At 66.6% G+C, this 4,410-nt stretch carries 3 protein-coding genes; all 3 read left to right on the top strand.

The window, feature by feature from the left end:
• Positions 1–1,043 precede the first annotated feature (1,043 nt).
• From ACFWFP_RS19310 to ACFWFP_RS19320, 3 genes are read left to right on the top strand one after another with little or no spacing between them, the layout of a single operon-like run.
• Entirely contained in the window at positions 1,044–2,273 is a 1,230-nt protein-coding gene (locus tag ACFWFP_RS19310; RefSeq protein ID WP_379296843.1) for a PP2C family protein-serine/threonine phosphatase, read from the top strand.
• 38 nt (positions 2,274–2,311) lie between these two features.
• Complete coding sequence (locus ACFWFP_RS19315) at positions 2,312–3,892, top strand: CHASE3 domain-containing protein (RefSeq protein ID WP_379296845.1); 1,581 nt, start codon at positions 2,312–2,314, stop codon at positions 3,890–3,892.
• Positions 3,889–4,380: a response regulator gene (locus tag ACFWFP_RS19320; protein ID WP_379296847.1), complete on the top strand. Its 492-nt coding sequence runs from the start codon at positions 3,889–3,891 to the stop codon at positions 4,378–4,380. Before ACFWFP_RS19315 ends, ACFWFP_RS19320 begins: the two co-directional genes overlap by 4 nt.
• Positions 4,381–4,410 lie beyond the last annotated feature (30 nt).

Raw genomic sequence — 4,410 nt, forward strand, 5'->3', positions numbered from 1 at the left:
TCGTTGTGCGATTACGTGAGTAGGTCATGGGTGAAGGGTTCACCAGGGTGGTGGTTATTAAACCGTGATCGGTCGATTGGGGTTGACAGAGCGATCTTTTCGGACTTGTATGTTTAGTCCGCCGCTGGAGGGGGAAGAATAATCTCACGGTGCGCACGCGCGAATCACAAGCGAGTCTGCTCTACGCCCAACAAGAGAGCTCGGCGCAACCGCGCTGGTACCGTATGTGCTCCCCTGCAACACCTTTCAATCGTCACCACCACATCTGGATCCGCCACGTTCATGGGGGCGGGTGGAGATATCGGAAGCCGAGAAAGCCTGTGACGACCGCCGCCTGATAGGCCGCCAAAACATAATTCGCTCTTTCATGCGCGGAGTGCAACTGTGCCACTCTGGAATGGCTCGCTGAAGAAATTCGGTGTCTCGCCAGGTGAAACCTCTAATAGCGCTTGCGCTGCGCACGGTCCCCGGCTTCACGCTGATAGCGCAGGAAATATCCTGGCTCGTGCCAGGCGCACCCGGGGACCGCATATGACCAGCCTTCAACCTCGATGTCGGGGTTCGGTCCACGTGCCACCGCGTCGAACAGTCCTCGCGGACAATCGCGTTCAGCACCGGCGACGCCTCGTGCGGACACCTGAACCAGTCGCCACCGCTGCGCGGCCAGGACTCTCGGCTACGCAGGACACCACTACCTCGGCGAGCTCGCTGGATCGCGGGATCAGCCTGTCGCTATCGGTCACCTGCCAGTAGCGTGCGCCGACCAGGTTGTCGGGAGACAGGTCGAGGGCCTCGTCTGATCCAGCCGCGATACCGATGCCGGGCGCGGGCATCGCGCACGGGCAGGGGTCGTCGGCGCAATCGGATAGCATCCTTGGTACTACTTTCGGTCCAGCAACCGGCCGGCGGAGTCAGTTCGCGCAAAGGGCGCCTGTGATCGGAGGCTTTCGTGCACACCCTGGGTTTTGTGCTGTCCGGGTGGGGAGGGGCAGGTCTGATGCGGTGCGGCCTGGCAACTCTCGGCTGTGCCGGCGGTGGTCGTGGTGCGCAGCAGTGACGCGGTGAGCGCCGATCTCTTCGCGGGCGGGCCCGGATCGCGGCGTCAACTCCACATACTGCTGGTCGAGGACGACCCCGGCGACGCCTTGCTGGTGGAGGAGATGGTCGCCGACCTGTCCCCGCGCCCGCACCTGGAGTGGGTACGCACCCTGACCGAGGCCGGCGATCGCCTGCATACCGGCATCCCCGATTGCGTGCTGCTCGATCTGCATCTGCCCGATGCGCACGGACTCGAGGCACTGGCGGGGATCCGCGATCGCAACGACCAGGTCCCCGTCGTGGTGATGACCGGGCTCGACCAAGAGCACACCGGGCTGTTCGCGTTGGCGTCCGGCGCACAGGACTACCTGGTCAAGGGCCGGGTGGACCCGGAATTGTTCGGGCGCGCAGTGCGCTACGCGATCCAGCGCAAGCAGGCCGAACTCACCAGCGCGGCCCTGCAGGCCAGTCAGATGCGGGCGCAGGAGAACTCCCGGCTGGAACGCGGACTGTTGCCGACCCCGCTGTTGGGTGCCGACCCCGCGGTCGAGGTGGTGTCGCGCTATCGACCCGGTCGTGACCACTCACTGCTCGGCGGTGACTTCTACGACGTGGTTCAGGACCCGACCGGCATCGTGCACGCCGTCATCGGTGATGTCTCCGGCCACGGTCCCGACGCCGCGGCGATCGGGGTCGCCTTGCGGCTGGCGTGGCGAACGCTGGTGCTCAGCGGCGTCACCGGCGCCAGGCAACTGAACCTGCTCGAGGAAGTGCTGCTCGCTGAACGCGCCGACCAGCAAACGTTCGCCACCGCGACCAGCTTGGTCCTCGACCCGGCGACCCGACTGGTATCGGTACGCCGTGCGGGCCACCCCGGCATGCTGCGGTGCACCGGCGCGGGACCGAGCTGGGTCGAGGTGCCGGGCGGCCCGGCCCTCGGTTTCGTCCCGGGCTACGCGCAGTGGCCCGCGCACGAGGTGGCGTTGGCGGACGACGCGGGGCTGATGCTGTTCACCGATGGGCTGTTCGAAGGGCGCGTCGGCGACGGCAGCACTCGGCTCGGCGAGGACGGACTGTTCGAACTGGCGCAGACACTGTCCGCCGAGCAGCCCGAGTCCTTCGTCGACGCGCTGATCGGGCAGGTCGCGGAGCTGTCGTCGGCGTCGGGCGGTTTGGATGACGACGTGGCCATTCTGTATTTGCGGTGGAGTGATGCGATGAGGCGGATGACGTGACGAGCAGTGCACCGGCCCGGTCGGGGCCGATTCGCAGAATGACAGCACAGGGCTGGTTCCAGCTCGTGTTCGCGCTGATGATCCTGGTGGTGATCGTCGGTGCCGTGGCGGGCGCGCAGGTCATCGCCCACACCGGCCGGCTCACCGATCGTCTGCTCACCGAGACTCTGCCCGCGGCCACCGAAGCCCATCGGCTGCAGGGTGCGCTGCTCAATCAGGAGACCGGCATCCGCGGCTACGCCATCACCGGCGACCCGCAGTTCCTCGAGCCCTACGACCAAGGGCGGCAGGAACAGACGCGCGCCGCGGACCGCTTGCGCGAGCTGCTCGCCGGCCATCCGGGATTGCTCGCCGACCTCGCCGCGGTCGACCTCGCCGCCCAGCGGTGGCGGGCCGACTTCACCGATCCGGTGACCGGGTCGGTGTCGTCTCGCGCGGGCATCGGACCCGACGCCGCCACCGGAGCGCTGCGCAGAAAGGCGCTCTTCGACGCTGTGCGCGATACCTTCACGGTGCAGAACGACCGTCTCGCCGCGGTCGTCGACGGTGATTCCGCTGAGCTGGCGAGCGCACGCACCACGCGCAACATCGTGCTGTCGGGCATCGTCGCGGTCTTCCTGCTGACCGGGGTGCTGCTCACTGTTCTGATGCGGCAACTGGTGGTGCGGCCGTTGGGCTATCTCACCGAGTCGTCGCGGCGAGTGGCCGCGGGGGAGTTCGACGCGCACATCGACGCAGTCGGCCCTTCCGATATCGCGTTGGTCTGCGAAGCGGTGGAGAACATGCGCCACCACATCGTCGCCGAGCTCGACTCCGCGCGCGTCCAGGAGACGGCGCTGCTGCGGCAGAAGCAGGATCTCGACATCCAGGCCGAGGAACTGCGCCGATCCAACACCGAACTGGAGCAGTTCGCCTACGTCGCGTCGCATGATCTGCAGGAGCCGCTGCGCAAGGTGGCCTCGTTCTGTCAGTTGCTCGAAAAGCGCTACGGCGACCAACTCGACGAGCGCGGCAAGCAGTACATCGATTTCGCCGTCGACGGCGCCAAACGCATGCAGGTGCTGATCAACGACCTGCTCACCTTCTCCCGCGTCGGCCGGATGTCGGACGGCACCGAGCCGGTGGGCCTCGATCAGACCCTGGACGAGGCGGTGGCCGCCTTGTCGGCGACCATCGAGGAATCCGGGGCCGTGATCGAGCGCCCGGCGGCGCTGCCGGAGCTCATCGGGGAACCGACCCTGTTGATCATGCTGTGGCAGAACCTCATCGGCAACGCGATCAAATTCCGTACGCCCGGCCTGACCCCCGTGGTCCGGGTGGCGTGCGCACCCGACGCCGACGATGCCGAGGAATGGCAGTTCTCGGTATCGGACAACGGCATCGGCGTCGCGGCCGAATTCGCGGAAAAGGTCTTCGTCATCTTCCAGCGCCTGCACCCGCGAGACGCCTACGGCGGCACCGGGATCGGGCTGGCAGTGTGCAAGAAGATCGTGGAGTTCCACGGCGGGCGGATCTGGCTCGACACCGACTATCGTGACGGCACCCGCCTGTGCTTCACCCTGCGGGCGGCAGCGCCCGCGACCACCGCCGCATCCATCGAGAACGAGGTATTCGCATGACCGAACCCGGCCAGCCGGTCGACATCCTGCTCGTCGAAGACGACCCCGGCGACGAGCTGATGACGCGGGAAGCCTTCGAGGACAACAAGATCGGCAACACGCTGCACGTGGTCAGGGACGGTCAGGAAGCGCTGGACTTCATCTATCGCACCGGCGCGCACGCCGACGCTCCACGGCCGGATCTGATCCTGCTGGATCTGAACCTGCCCAAATACGACGGCAGGCAGGTACTGGAGAAGATCAAGGCCGACCCGGAGCTGTCCCACATCCCCGTGGTCGTGCTCACCACCTCGGCGGCCGAGGAAGACATTCTGCGCAGCTACAAACTGCACGCCAACGCCTACGTCACCAAGCCGGTGGATCTCGACCAGTTCATCGCCGCGATCAGGCAGATCGATGAGTTCTTCGTGCAGGTCGTGGGGGGGCCCCGCGGGGGGGGGGGGGGGGGGTGCCCCCCCCCCCCCACCGCTCGCCTGACGCGAGAGTAATCATGACATCAGCGGCTTCGCTCGGTGTGA

Origin of the sequence: Nocardia sp. NPDC060249, assembly GCF_042728755.1 — a bacterium.
Taxonomy (GTDB): domain Bacteria; phylum Actinomycetota; class Actinomycetes; order Mycobacteriales; family Mycobacteriaceae; genus Nocardia.